The organism is Actinacidiphila sp. bgisy144, assembly GCF_057708105.1.
Genome location: NZ_JBYIRM010000033.1, coordinates 18607 through 30603, shown reverse-complemented (window position 1 = coordinate 30603; position 11997 = coordinate 18607). Strand labels below are relative to the sequence as shown.

Below are 11997 nucleotides of genomic sequence, written 5' to 3'. Positions count from 1 at the left end.
GCACGACATGGCGATCATTTCCACGACATGGCATCCACTGACCATAATTTGTGACCAGATTATTGACGCGACGTAAAGCGAGTGTCATTCTCCACGGCAACAACCAGGGAGAACCAGCCATGACGCTCAACGACGGGACGACGACGTCCCACGGCCCCACCGCGGGGGCCGCCCGGATGCCGGGCTACGCGGGAACACTGGCCGCCGCCTGCGGCGCGGTGTTCGTGGCGCAGGTCGCGAACGCGCTGCCGGCCTCGCTGAACGGGCTCCTGCAAGCCGACCTCGATACCCACGGCTCCCAACTCACCTGGGTGACCTCCGCGTTCATGGTCACCGTGGTCTGCTTCGAGTTCACCTTCGGTGTCCTCGGCGACCTCTTCGGCCGGCGGCGGCTCGTCGTGGCCGGCACGCTCCTGGTCACCGCCGGCAGCACCGTGGCCGCGCTCGCGCCGACCGTCCAGGTGCTGTGGGTCGGTGCCGCCCTGAACGGCCTGGGCGCCGGCGCGATGTTCCCCGGCTCGCTGACCGCGATCACCGCCGTCGCCCGCACCCCGCGGGAGCGGTCGCACGCGGTCGCGGTGTGGAGCGGCTTCCTGTCCGCGGGCGCCGCGCTGTCCCCGCTGCTCGGCGGCATGTTCGCCGAACTCGGCTCCTGGCGCGGCTCGTTCTGGGTGCTGGTCGGGCTCGCCCTGGTCAGCGCCGTGCTCACGCTGGCGCTGTCCGCGGAGTCCAAAGCCCCCGAGGGCCGCCGGTTCGACGTACCCGGCCAGATCACCTTCGCCCTCGGCCTGATCCTGGTGCTCTACGGCGCCGTCGAGGGCCCCGAGTCGGGCTGGAGCACGCTCCCGGTGGTACTCGCCTTCGTCGTCGGCGCGTGCTTCCTCGCGGTGTTCGTACGGGTGGAGCTGCGGGCCGAGGCCCCGATCCTGGACCTGTCGCTGTTCCGCAACCGGGCCTTCACCGTGTCGGCCGTCGCCGCCGTCATCGGCATGCTCGCCTTCCTCGGCGCCTGCTTCGCGACGAGCATGTGGCTGGGCCCCGTGCAGCACCAGGACCCGATCCGGGTCGCCCTGCCCTTCCTCGCCCTCCAGGGGCCCGCGTTCGTGCTCATCCCGGTCGTCTCCCGGCTGCTGCACCGCGTCGCGGCGTCCTGGCTGCTCACCTCGGGATTCGTGCTGATGGCGGCGGGCTGCCTGCTGTGCGCCCGGCTCGACGTCGAGAACCCGCACCTGGGCGCGTTCGCCGCCCCGGCGCTGCTGATCGGGGTCGGCTTCGCCCTCACCGTCAGCTCGGTGACGGCCGTGGCGCTGGACAGCGTGCCGCCGCGGCTGGCGGGGATGGCCAGCGCCACCACCAACATGCTGCGCGACCTCGGGTTCGCCCTGGGCCCCGTCGTGGTCGGCGCGGTCGCGCTGAGCCACGCGGGCTCGGCGTTCGCGGCGCACCTGGCCGGCGGCGGCCTGCCGGCCGGCCAACTCGCCGCCGCGCGCGGCGTCGCCGCGGCGGGCGGCCCCATCGCCGTGGACAGCCTGCCGCCCGGGGCGCCGGGCGCCGCCGCGCACGGCCTGGCCCTGGACGCCCTGGGCAGCGGCTTCAGCACCGCCTTCCTGGTGTGCGGCGTGGCCGCCGCCGTCGCCGCGGCCCTCACCGCGTTCGGCATGATCGGGCAGAGCGCCCACCGTCCCTCCCAGAGCGGCGAACCCGCCGCCCGCCCGGGTGCGAGCGCCGGCGGTACGGCCGAACCGGCCCCCGCCGTCCCGCGCCCCTGACGTCCCGCGCCCCTGACGTCCCACACTCCGGCGAAGGGGCAGGCGCGGGGGCGGCCATCCGGGGTCCGGCACGGCCGCGTCGCGGGCCACACCGCGTGGAATACCGGGAAACGGCCGCTTGCCGCGATACCTGTCGTACGACTGGTGTCCCGGACCGCCCCACCTTCTGAGGGAGCCGACATGCGTGCCGCCGTAGCCACCGAAGTGAACGCCCCGCTCACCCGCACCGAACGGGACGTCCCCACGCCCGGCCCCGGCGAGGTCCTCGTCAAGGTGTCCGCCTGCGGGGTCTGCTACTCCGACCTCGGCCTCGTGCACGGCCACTACCCCTTCGCCCGCTTCCCCGTCATCCCCGGGCACGAGATCACCGGCACCGTCGTCGGCCTCGGCGAGGGCGTCAGCTGGCCGGAGGTGGGCACCGCGGTCGGCGCCCAGTTCCTCTACGACTCCTGCGGCCACTGCGACTACTGCGCCCGCGGGGACCAGATCCTCTGCCCCGCCAAGCGCGTCACCGGCATCGTCGTCGACGGCGGCTACGCCGAGTACGTCCTGCTCAAGGCCGGTTACGTCACCCCGCTGCCGGCCGGCCTCGACCCCGTCACCGCCGCCCCGCTGATGTGCGCGGGCCTGACCGCCTTCAACGGGCTGCGCCAGGGCGGCGCCGGGGCCGGCTCCCGGGTGGCCGTCATCGGCACCGGCGGCATCGGCGCCCTCGCCATCCGCTACGCGGTCGCGATGGGCGCCCGCGTGGCGGTGGTCGGCCGCTCCGCCCGCGGCGCCGAGGAGGCCCGGGCGCTGGGCGCGGAACTCCACATCGCCGCCTCCGACACCGACCCCGGCCCGGCCCTGAAGTCCTGGGCCGGGGGCGCCGACGTCATCCTCAACGCCAGCCCGTCCACCGAGGCGGCCGCCGCCACCCTCGGCGGGCTCGCCCCCGACGGCACCCTCCTGCTGTGCGGCTACGGGCCCGAACCGCTGGTGCTGCCCACCCAGCCCATGGTGCTCAACCGGCTCCACGTCGCCGCCAGCCCGTCCGGCTCCCCGCACGACCTGCGCGACACCCTCGCCTTCTCCGCCGCCCACGGCATCCTGCCGGCCGTCACGCCCATCACCCTCGACGAGGCCCCCGCCGCGCTGGACGCGATGGCCGCGGGCACCGCCCACGGCCGCCGCGTCATCGCGTTCGTCTGACCGCCCGCGGGGCGGCTACCAGAGCTGCTGGCTGTCGAAGTACCGCCGCCAGAAGTCGAGTTTGGCGGGCGGGGCGACCGGCAGCGGGCCGAAGCGCTCGCCGACCTCCATCACGGTCGGCCGGCTCTGGTCGTAGGCGGGCCAGGCGGGCAGGCCGGGGCCGTTGGGGTTGCCGGTGGCGACGTAGCGGGCGAGGTAGGAGGACATGGTGTCGGCGATGGCCCGGTCCTGGTCGGTCCAGCCCTGGTCGGCCGGGTAGAGGGTGCCGAAGAAGTAGGCGATCTCCGAGCCGTGGTAGGCGCCGCGGATGTCGTGGTCGGGGCCGGGGGGCCGGTGGGTCCAGAAGTAGGTGTGCACCGGGCGGTGGCTGCCGCGGGTCCACTGGGCGCCCCACAGGTGGGTGGTGCAGCGCGAGCAGTCGCGGACCGCGTCATTGCTGGCCAGGGCCGCCTCGTCGTCGGTCGCGGCCGGGTACAGCCGCAGGAACTCCGGCGCCATCGCACCGTACTTGCGCTGCGCGGAGCTGACGTAGTCGTCGAGGGTGACGTGCACGGGCGGGGCGCCGGGGCGGTCCTGGTAGCCGGTGGCGCGCCAGTAGTCGAACGCGGTCTCCGGTACGGCCCCGGTCTCGTCGAGGTTGTTGCCCGCGAGGTACCACACGTCGTTCTGCGCGCGGCGGGCGTACGTGTCGTGGTAGCCGGCCGGCAGCACCCAGCCGTCGACCACCGGCCGGAACAGCGGCGGTTCGGCCACCGACCGAGTGTCCACGGTGTCGTCCGGGAGTGTCCCGGCGTCGTTGAGGTCCTGCCAGGGCAGGGCGCGCAGCTGCTCCAGGGTGGTCGCGCCGTGGGCGGCGGCGTAGGCGGTGCCCTGCTGCTCGGCCGTCTCCAGCCGCCGGTAGGAGGTGCCGAGGTAGCGCAGGTCCGGGTCGCCGGGGTGGCGGGCGTGGCTCTCGGCGACGGTGCGCCGGAACAGCCCGGCGGCCAGCGGGGACATGGACAGCATGTCGGTGGAGCCGGCGCCCGCGGACTGGCCGCCGATGGAGACCTGTTCGGGGTCCCCGCCGAAGGCGGCGATGTTGCGCCGCACCCATTGCAGCGCCGCGATCTGGTCGAGCAGCCCGTAGTTGCCGGAGGCGTGGTGGCCGGACTCGCGGCTGAGTTCGGGCGTGGCGAGGAAGCCGAGGGCGCCCAGCCGGTAGTTGAAGGTCACCACGACCAGGCCCTTGCTCGCCAGGACCGAGCCGTCGAACGCCGGGTCGGAGCCCCGGCCGCCGGAGAAGCCGCCGCCGAAGATCCACACGTACACCGGGCGCCGGCCCTGGCCGCCGGTCGCGGCGGTCCACACGTTGAGGTTCAGGCAGTCCTCGCTCATGGCGAAGCCGGTGCCGGTCTGCGGGGGCGCGTCGCCGAAGGTGTCGGCGGTGCGCACGCCCTGCCAGGACGCGGCCGGCTGGGGCGGGCGCCAGCGGTTGGGCCCCGCGGTGGAGGCCGCGTACGGGATGCCCCGGTAGACGGTGACGCCGGGCAGCGCGGCCGGCACCCCGGCGACCAGGCCGGTGTCGATCCTGACCGGTCCGCTCCGAGGCGGCTGGGCCGCGGCGGCCTGTTGGGCCTCCACCCCGCCGACGAGCGCGGCGCCGAGCGCGGCGCCCGCCGTCCGGCCGAGGAAGTCCCGGCGGGGCCACGAGGGATTGCCGGGGTGCGGGCTGTCGCTGTGCGGCATGTTCACGCGGGTCTCCGATCTGGCGGCGGATCGCGGTGCGCCCTGCCCTCGAGGCCCGGACCGCCCCTGGATTGTCCGACAAGACTTCGGGGGAACGTAACACCACGGAAACGAGCGGACAAGCCTTCTTGCACGTGGAAGCGTTCTTGACCCGATCCCCCCGCCCGCTCCGCCCCATCGATTGGCCGACGATCAGCGGGTCCGGCTCCGACGCCGGACCGGCCTTGGCCCTCCGCGTCGAGGTCGGCCAGGACGCGGGCGGCGATGGCGAAGGCGGCGTTGGCCGCGGGGACTCCGCAGTGGATCGCCGACTGGAGCGGCACCTCCTGGATCTCCTCGTCGGTGTGCCCGTTGGTACGGGCCGCCCGGACGTGCAGCGCCAGTTCGTCGTGGTGGCCGAGCGCTCCCAGGACGGTGAGCGTCACGCAGCTGCGGGTGCGGCGGGCGGGCGCGGCGCCCAGCTACGGCGCCGGACCTGGGTGCCGGGCCTCGTCGCGCCGCCGCTCGGGGGGCGTCCCGCGATCCTTGTACGCGTTCGCCTGATGAACTACGGTTCATTCAAGTGCCGAGCGCCGCCCCGCCTCTTGCGCGCCGTCAACGGTTCGCGCGGGACTTCGCGCGGGAAACGGCGAGGAAGGCGAGGAAGCAGCCATGCCGGACGGCAGCAGCCGTGATGCCTCGGTCGGTCCGCTGGAGCGGGGGCTGCTGGTCCTGCGCGCGCTCAGCCGCGCCCCGGGCGGCCGGCTGCGGGCGAGCGCGCTGGTGCGGGCGACCGGGCTGGCCCGCTCCCCCGTCGACCGGATCACCACGACCCTGCTGCGGCTGGGGTATCTGCGGGAGGCGGGCGGGGAGTTCGCACTGGCCCCTCCGCTGCTGGCCCTGGGCGCGGCCTATCTGCGCGGCAGCGGGGTGCCGGGGGCGTTCGGCCCGCCGGCCCGCGCGCTCGCCGACGCGCTCGACGAGTCCGTGTCGGTCGCCGTGCCCGACGGGACCGGCGTCCGGTTCGTCGTCCAGTACACCCGGCGCCGCGCGCTGTCGGTGAGCTTCCGCGTCGGCGACCTCCTGCCGGCCGAACGGTGCGCGCCCGGCGCGCTGTTCGCCGCGGAGTGGGACGAGGGGCACTTCGCGTCCTGGCGGCTGCGCTCCCCCGGGGACTTCGCCGCGGACTTCCCCGCGCTCCCGCCGGGGGACGCCTCCCGGCCGGCCGAACCCGCGCTGCGGGCGGTCGCCGCGCAGGCCGCGCGCCGCGGCTGGTCGCTGGACGACCAGCTGCTGGAGCCGGGCCTCGTCGCGGTGGCGGTCCCCGTACGGGACGCGTCGGGCACCACCGCCGCGGCGCTCAGCGTCGTCAGCCACACCAGCCGCCACGGGGTGCGGGAGCTGCGGGACTTCGCCCTGCCGCGGATGCGGGCGACCGCCGAGCGGATGTCGGCCGCGCTGGCCGCGGGCGCCGGCGCGCCCGCACCGCGGGCCGGCGCGGACGACCTGACCGCGGCCGCCAAGCGGGACCTGGGCCCGGAGTACCTCCAGTCACTGGCGCGGGGGCTGTCCGTCCTGGCGGCGCTGGGCGGGGAGCCGGGCGGGATGACGCTGTCGGCGGTGGCGCAGGGCACCGGGCTGCCGCGGGCCACCGCCCGCCGCTCGCTGCTGACGCTGGAGAGCCTGAGGTACGTCGCCGCCGACGCGGGCCGCTTCCGCCCGCTGCCGCGGGTGCTCGACCTGGGCCACCCGGTGCTGAGCCGGCTCACCCTGGGCGAGATCGCCCAGCCGCACCTGGCCGAACTCGTCGCGCAGGTGGGCGAGTCGGCGTCCACGGCCGTCCTGGACGGCCGCGACATCCGCTACGTCGGCCGGGCCGCGGCCCACCGGGTCATGAGCGTGGCCATCACCCTGGGCACCCGTTTCCCGGCGCACGCCACCTCCATGGGCCGGGTCCTGCTCGCCGGGCTGCCGCCCCGGGAGCGCGCGGCCTGGCTCGGCGCGGCGCCGCTGCCGCGGCTGACCGGCCGCACCGTCACCGACCCCGGCGCGCTGGCGCGACTGCTGGAGCAGGTGCGGGCGGACGGCTTCGCCCTGGTCGAGCAGGAACTCGAGGAAGGGCTGCGGTCGCTCGCGGTGCCCGTCCGCGACGCCGAAGGTCGGGTCGTCGCTGCGGCGAACATCTCGATGCACGCCGGCCGGACGTCCGCCGCGCAGGCCCGCGAGGACTTCCTGCCCCGCCTGCGGCGCGCCGCCGACGCGATCTCGGCGGACATCGCCGTCCTCACCGCCGCCCAGGACCTCCCGCCGGCCTGACGTCCGCGCCCCGCCCGGGTCAGGCCGGTCCGCGGGCAGCGGCGCGCACCAGCGCCCGGGCCAGCTCGGTGGCCGCCGGCAGGGTGTCGTGCGGGAGCGGCTGGGAGGCGAGGGCGCCTTCGTGCAAGACGAAGAGCTGGGTGGCGAGGGTGGCGGGGTCCGGGCAGCCGGCCGCGGCGGCGAGTTCTCCGAACAGGTCCAGCAGCCAGAGCTTCTGGTCCGCGGCAATGCGGTGCGCGGGGTGGGCGGGGTCCGGCAGTTCGGCCAGCGCGTTGATGAACGCGCACCCGCGGGTGTGGGTCCGGCTCCAGGTCCGCAGCGCCTCGAAGGGCGCCGTGACGGCCTCGACGGGGCTCGCGCCGGCGTTGACGGCGGCGTCGACGGCGGCGCGGACGTGCGACCGCCAGCGCCGGTCGCGTTCGGCGAGGTAGGCCGCCACGAGGTGGTCCTTCGAGCCGAACTGGTTGTACAGGGTCCGCTTGGTCACGCCCGAGTGCTCTGCGATCAGGTCCACACCGACCGCGGTGATGCCGCGCCGGTAGAACAGCTCCTCGGCCGCCGCGACGATGCGGCGGCCGGCCGGCGTCATGGTCCGTGCTTCCCGCACCGGGCATCCCTTCACCGATCGGTGTACCGTGGCCGAGGTGCCAAGGTTCACCGATCAGTATACCGAGGAGGAGGTTCAGATGACGGGCGTGCCCGAGACCATGCGCGCGGTGCGGATCACCCGGCACGGAGGGCCGGAGGTCCTGGAGGTGGCGGACGTGGCCGTGCCCGCCCCACCGGACGGCGGGGTCCTGGTCCAGGTCAGCGCGGTGGCGCTGAACAACACCGACCTGTGGACCCGGGAGGGCGCCTACGGCCGCCCGGGAGACCCGGCGGCGCGGTCCGGCTGGCGGGGCCCCCTCGACTTCCCGCGCATCCAGGGCGCCGACGTGGCCGGCCACGTCGTGGCGGCCGGCGCCGGCGTGGAGGGCGGCCTCGTCGGCCGCCGCGTGGTCGTCGACCCGGCCCTGTACGACGGCGAGGGGCCCGATGCGCACCCGGTGGGCCTGATGGGCAGCGAACGCGACGGCGGTTACGCCGCGTACGTGACCGCGCCGGCGGCGCGCGTGCACGACGTGACGTGCTCCCCGCTCACGGACGACCAGCTCGCGGCGCTGCCGACCGCCTACGGCACGGCGCTGGGCATGATCGAGCGGGGCCGGCTGCGGGAAGGGGAGACCGTCCTGGTCTCGGGCGCCTCCGGCGGTGTCGGCCTGGCGGCGGTGCAGCTCGCCCGGGCGCGCGGCGCGCGGGTGCTCGCCGTCAGCAGCGCGGCCAAGGTCGCCGCGGTGCGCGAGGCCGGCGCGCACGAGGTCGTCGACCGCGCACACGACGTCGCCGAGCAGGTCCGCGCCGCCGCCCCGGACGGCATCGACGTCGCACTCGACGTCGTCGCCGGGGAACTGCTGGGTGACGGGCTGCCGCTGCTGCGCGAGGGCGGCCGGTGGGTGGTGGCCGGCGCGCTCGGCGGCTACGGCGTGGCCTTCGACGTGCGCCGCCTCTACCTGCACAACGCGCAGGTGATCGGCTCCGCGATGCACACGCCCGCGCACTTCGGCCTCCTCATGGACCTCGCGCGCACCGGCGAGATCCAGCCGGTCATCGCCGCGGTGTTCCCGCTGGACCAGGCCGCCCGGGCGCAGGCCGAACTCGCCCGCAGGGCGCACGTCGGAAAGATCGTCCTGCACCCGTAGGGCCAGGTGCGGCACCCGGGGGTGCGGGCGGTCCGCGGAGGCGTCGCGCCCGCCGCACGGCCGAGTCGCCGGGCACGTCCTCGACCCGTCCCGGACCCCCGAGTACAACCCGGAGCTCCCCGCCAAGGGCGTCACCGCGAAGACGGTCGACGACGCGACCAGGCCGTACGCGCCGCGCGACATGTTCCGCCGCGCGCGCTTCCGCGATGTCGGCCCCACCCCCTGGTACCCGGACTACCCGGAACGGTGAGCGCGGCGCGGGCGCCGGGAGGCGGCCGCGGCGGCGGTCAGGTCGAGGTGGAGGGTGGGCGGGGAGGCGGGGTTCTCGCGGGAGTTGAGGATGACCGCGAGGCCGGGGGCGTCCTCGGCGAGGGCGAGGGAGAGCGGGCCGGCCGGGGCCGGGGCGACGTGGGCGGTGACGTCGAAGGCCAGAGTGCTCTTGGTCGTGGTGGCGGTGGCGGTGGACAGGGCGGCGCCGAGGGCGGGTTTGGTGTCCCAGGTCAGGGCGGATTCGGTCCAGGCGCTGTCGGCGACGGCGTGGGCGGTCAGCTCGGTGGTGTCGCCGCCGCTGTCGGAGACGTAGCCGTAGGCGGACAGGGTGGCGGCGCCGATCGGGCCGAGGACGGCGGAGGTGTCGAAGGCCAGGTAGGACTGGCGGGTGTAGCCGCTGCCGGTGGCGTTCTTGACCACCAGGGTGGTGGCGCCGCCGTAGCCGGTCGCCGCGTAGGAGCCGTCGCGGACGTAGCCGTCGGCGACGGCGGGCAGCGTCGCGGAGGTGAGGGTGAAGGCGGCCTCGCGGGTGGCGCCGGCCGCGCCGGACAGGTCGACGTCGAGGGTGAGGGCCGGCGACGACGCGGTGACGGTGACGGCGTCGTCGGCGCTCACCAGGTCTCCGCCCCAGACCAGTTGGACCCGCACGGTGGCCGCCGTACGGGAGGGGTCGCTGACGCCCACCAGCAGCCGGCCGCCGCTCTGCCGGGTGATGACGGAGCAGGGCGCGGAGACCGTGATGCCGCCGGCCGAGCCCGCCGCGAAGAAGTTCGCCGCGATGACGCCGCTCGCGCTGTCCCGGACCGCCTGCACGGAGGCGGAGTTGGCGAGCACCGTGACGGTGGGCGCGGCGGCGCGGGCGGCGGTGTGCTCCTTGCCGGCGCCGGGCAGCAGCACGTAGGCGTAGGCGGCCGCGGCGGGCGCGGTGCCGTGGGACAGGCATAGCGAGACGTAGCGGCGGGTGAGCGCGTCGGTGGTGCCGGATATGGTGTTGATGTCGCTCCAGGCGCCGGTGCGGGCGGTGCGGGCGGCGTGCACGGTGGCCGTGCCGGGGAAGAGGTAGCCGCCGACGTCCGCCAGGTGCGCCCAGGACACGGCGGTCAGGGTGTCGCTCCAGCCGAGGGTGCCCGGTTGGGCGGTGCCGTCCACGGTGAGGGTGTGGGTGCCGTCCGCGTGCAGGTTGCGGTTCTCCACCGTGGTGACGACCTCGCCGCCGCTGCCCCCGCTGATGCCCGCGCCGAGGCAGGCGACCGCGTCGTCCAGGAAGAACCAGGACTTGCGGGCGGTCAGGGTGGAGCCGTACTGCCGGAAGTCCATGCCCGCGCAGCCGTAGCTGCCCGACAGGCTCGCCCCGCCGACCCAGGTCGCGGCGGGCAGGGTGCCGGTGCCGGCCGCGTCGGCGAGGGCGAGGGTCTCCACGGTGGTGCCGGGCAGCCGGTGCGGGTCGGCGGTCGGCCAGTAGGCGTCGGTGAAGTGGCCGGGGTCGGCGTCCAGGTAGAGGTAGCCCATGCCGTCGCCGGTGTGCCAGCCGTGCAGGTTCTCGCCGTTCATCGACTCGTAGCGGCCGACGCGGGCGGAGGACATCGCCAGCGCGTAGGCCCAGCCGTCGCCGCGGTGCACGGCGCGGTCCATCGCGGGGAACTGGACGTGCCCGGCGGCCTCGGCGGCGGCCGGCACCGACGTGTCGGCGAGGACCGGCTGCGCCAGCGCGAGGGCGGGCACGGACGCGGTGGCGGCGAACGGCGCGTACGCCTCGCCCCGGGTGATCCAGCCCTTCGCCAGGCTCTTGAAGTGGTCGGCCTGCGCGGAGGTCGGGGCCGACGCGGCGGCCCGCAGCACGGACTGGATGACGAGGTTGCCGTCCTGGAAGTCGGTCTCACCCGGGCGGCTGACGGCCCTGCCGCGCACGGCGTCCATGCACAGCCCGTTCCAGATCCACGGCCGGAACGAGCTGTCGACCGAGGTGTACACGTGGGCGGACGCCGGGTCGGTGATCGCCCATTCGGAGCCGGCGAGGAGTTGGAAGAGGGCGGCGAGGTCGCGCAGCAGGACCATGCCGTAGGTGCCGGTGTAGGGGATGTCCGTGTGCTGGACGAACGACCCGTCGGCGTACAGCCCGTCGCCGGCGGTGACGTAGGGGAAGACGTCGGACAGGGCGGCGACGGCCGTGGCGAGGCGTTCGCCGCTGCCGCCGAGGATGCCGCGCACGGCGACGACCTGGCACAGGTCCACCCGGTTGGCGCCGGTGGACGTCGAGCGGGTGCTGCCGTACTTGTTGAGGGTCGGGTCGGGTACGAAGTGGTCCACCGCGGCGAGGTAGCCGTCCAGCTGGTCCGCCGACAGCAGGGGGTACACCAGCACGGCGGCGGTGGTCAGCGCTTCGGGTGAACCGACCTCCCATTCCCACCAGTTGCCCGTCTCGGCGGTGCCGGCGTTGTAGACCTGGGTGTGCAGGAAGTCGAGGCCGGCGACGACCGCGGCGCCGAGCGCGGCGCTGCCGTACAGGGTGCGGCCGGTGCTGTCGGTGGCGGTGGTGCCGGGGGTGGCGTACGCCGTCGCCATGGTCGCCAGCTGCTTGTAACTGGCCGTCATGTTGGCGGGGGTGCCGAGGGTCAGGCCCGGCCAGAGGCTGTTCGCGGCGGTGTCGGCGGACTGGGAGTTCCACAGGTCGGTGGCGCCGGCGGACAGGTCCGCCAGGGCGGTGGCGTAGGCGTCGTCGGCCGGGTCGATGGCGCCGCCGGTGGCGATCTCGGCCCACAGGGCGCGCAGGGCGGCGTACGTGTCGTCGTCGGCCGCGGTGGCGGGGGCGGCGCCCGGGCCGAGTTGGAGCGCGCCGGAAAGGCCGCCGAGCGCGAGGGCCGCAGCCGTGAGGAATCCGCGCCGGCCGAGGTGTCCTGCGGGGGTGTCGTGCATGGTGTGCCTCCAGGGTGAACGGGGGTTTCCAGGAACGTCGGGCAGGAAGGGCAGGGAGCGCAGGAAGCGCAAGAAGGGCAGAGCGGCAGGAGGGC

The 11997-nt window shown here is 75.5% G+C and carries 7 protein-coding genes and 1 pseudogene; 4 read left to right on the top strand and 4 right to left on the bottom strand.

All coding sequences use genetic code 11. The features are described 5' to 3' along the window. The first annotated feature begins 119 nt into the window (after positions 1 to 119). Together AC3EVP_RS29900 and AC3EVP_RS29895 are read left to right on the top strand one after the other, a co-directional pair. Positions 120 to 1769 (top strand): MFS transporter, encoded by a 1650-nt coding sequence (locus AC3EVP_RS29900; RefSeq protein ID WP_435135273.1) that lies wholly within the window; start codon positions 120 to 122, stop codon positions 1767 to 1769. A gap of 180 nt (positions 1770 to 1949) precedes the next feature. Then, positions 1950 to 2960 (top strand): alcohol dehydrogenase catalytic domain-containing protein, encoded by a 1011-nt coding sequence (locus AC3EVP_RS29895; protein WP_435135271.1) that lies wholly within the window; start codon positions 1950 to 1952, stop codon positions 2958 to 2960. Positions 2961 to 2975: 15 nt separating this feature from the next. On the opposite strand, the gene AC3EVP_RS29890 is transcribed toward AC3EVP_RS29895, so the two are convergent. Both AC3EVP_RS29890 and AC3EVP_RS29885 read right to left on the bottom strand, forming a co-directional pair. Further along, on the bottom strand, positions 2976 to 4685 hold the full coding sequence (locus tag AC3EVP_RS29890; RefSeq protein WP_435135364.1) for a carboxylesterase/lipase family protein: 1710 nt from the start codon (positions 4683 to 4685) through the stop codon (positions 2976 to 2978). A 230-nt stretch (positions 4686 to 4915) separates the two neighbouring features. After that, positions 4916 to 5128, bottom strand: a pseudogene (locus AC3EVP_RS29885) (carboxymuconolactone decarboxylase family protein); the annotation flags it as partial. A gap of 208 nt (positions 5129 to 5336) precedes the next feature. Here AC3EVP_RS29885 and AC3EVP_RS29880 point away from each other — a divergent pair. Beyond that, positions 5337 to 6980 (top strand): IclR family transcriptional regulator domain-containing protein, encoded by a 1644-nt coding sequence (locus AC3EVP_RS29880; protein WP_435135269.1) that lies wholly within the window; start codon positions 5337 to 5339, stop codon positions 6978 to 6980. 19 nt (positions 6981 to 6999) lie between these two features. Here the strand turns inward: AC3EVP_RS29880 and AC3EVP_RS29875 are convergent, their stop codons facing one another. Next, a complete protein-coding gene (locus tag AC3EVP_RS29875) occupies positions 7000 to 7569 on the bottom strand; it encodes a TetR/AcrR family transcriptional regulator (protein WP_435135361.1) in 570 nt (189 codons plus the stop codon). 97 nt (positions 7570 to 7666) lie between these two features. Here AC3EVP_RS29875 and AC3EVP_RS29870 point away from each other — a divergent pair, with 97 nt between their 5' ends. Continuing rightward, positions 7667 to 8719 carry a zinc-binding dehydrogenase gene (locus AC3EVP_RS29870; protein WP_435135267.1) on the top strand — a complete coding sequence of 351 codons (1053 nt, stop codon included), beginning with the start codon at positions 7667 to 7669 and terminating at the stop codon, positions 8717 to 8719. 234 nt (positions 8720 to 8953) lie between these two features. Here the strand turns inward: AC3EVP_RS29870 and AC3EVP_RS29865 are convergent, their stop codons facing one another. Next, a complete protein-coding gene (locus AC3EVP_RS29865) occupies positions 8954 to 11902 on the bottom strand; it encodes a polysaccharide lyase family 8 super-sandwich domain-containing protein (protein WP_435135265.1) in 2949 nt (982 codons plus the stop codon). Between the last annotated feature and the right edge of the window lie 95 nt (positions 11903 to 11997).

Excerpts from the sequence above, each read along its gene's own strand:
- AC3EVP_RS29870 (WP_435135267.1), top strand. The coding sequence starts at position 7,667 with ATGACGGGCGTGCCCGAGACCATGCGCGCGGTGCGGATCACCCGGCAC.
- AC3EVP_RS29900 (WP_435135273.1), top strand. The coding sequence starts at position 120 with ATGACGCTCAACGACGGGACGACGACGTCCCACGGCCCCACCGCGGGG.
- AC3EVP_RS29875 (WP_435135361.1), bottom strand. The coding sequence starts at position 7,569 with ATGACGCCGGCCGGCCGCCGCATCGTCGCGGCGGCCGAGGAGCTGTTC.
- AC3EVP_RS29865 (WP_435135265.1), bottom strand. The coding sequence starts at position 11,902 with ATGCACGACACCCCCGCAGGACACCTCGGCCGGCGCGGATTCCTCACG.
- AC3EVP_RS29895 (WP_435135271.1), top strand. The coding sequence starts at position 1,950 with ATGCGTGCCGCCGTAGCCACCGAAGTGAACGCCCCGCTCACCCGCACC.
- AC3EVP_RS29880 (WP_435135269.1), top strand. The coding sequence starts at position 5,337 with ATGCCGGACGGCAGCAGCCGTGATGCCTCGGTCGGTCCGCTGGAGCGG.
- AC3EVP_RS29890 (WP_435135364.1), bottom strand. The coding sequence starts at position 4,685 with ATGCCGCACAGCGACAGCCCGCACCCCGGCAATCCCTCGTGGCCCCGC.